Source organism: Arhodomonas sp. KWT, assembly GCF_010993615.1.
This window is the reverse complement of sequence record NZ_WNXE01001055.1, coordinates 1-565: the sequence shown is the minus strand read 5'-3', so window position 1 is coordinate 565 and position 565 is coordinate 1. Positions and strand designations below refer to the sequence as shown.

1 protein-coding gene is annotated in these 565 nt (G+C 68.1%); it reads left to right on the top strand.

From position 1 onward, the window contains the following. On the top strand, nucleotides 1-565 hold a 565-nt coding region (locus G7A99_RS24120), incomplete at both ends, for a diguanylate cyclase (protein ID WP_163144608.1).

The window sequence follows — 565 nt, the reverse complement described above, 5'->3', positions numbered from 1 at the left end:
CCGGTCCGCGGCAATTACCGGCGGATACTGGGACTGATCGCGGCGAGCGTGTTCGCCATTGCCGTGTTCTATGCCGTGGTCATGGGGCTGCATGGCAGCGGGCTGCGCACGGCGGCGGCCATCGGCGGCTACGAGGCACTGCCGTTCGTGCTCATCGGGCTTACGGCACTGTTCCCGGTGACCCTGGTGACCGGCGTGGGCCTGATCGCCATCACCCTGGGCATGCACCTGGTCGTCGAGCTCACGCGCGGGACGCTGACCAGCATCGCCACGCTCAACACCCTGTGGATGCTCGCCTTCGTCGCCGGCATCACCCTCTGGGTACAGGCCGGCCAGCTATGGATGCTGCTGCGCCTGTACCGCGAATCCACCCGTGATCCACTCACCGGCCTGATCAACCGCCGGGTGCTGACCCGCTCGCTGCAACGCCAGTGGTCCGGCGGCCGGCCGCGGCAGGGCTTCTCGCTGGTCATGCTCGACATCGACCACTTCAAGCGCATCAACGACGACCACGGCCACCAGAGCGGCGACCGCGTGCTCCAGCACGTGGCCGAGGTCATGCGCC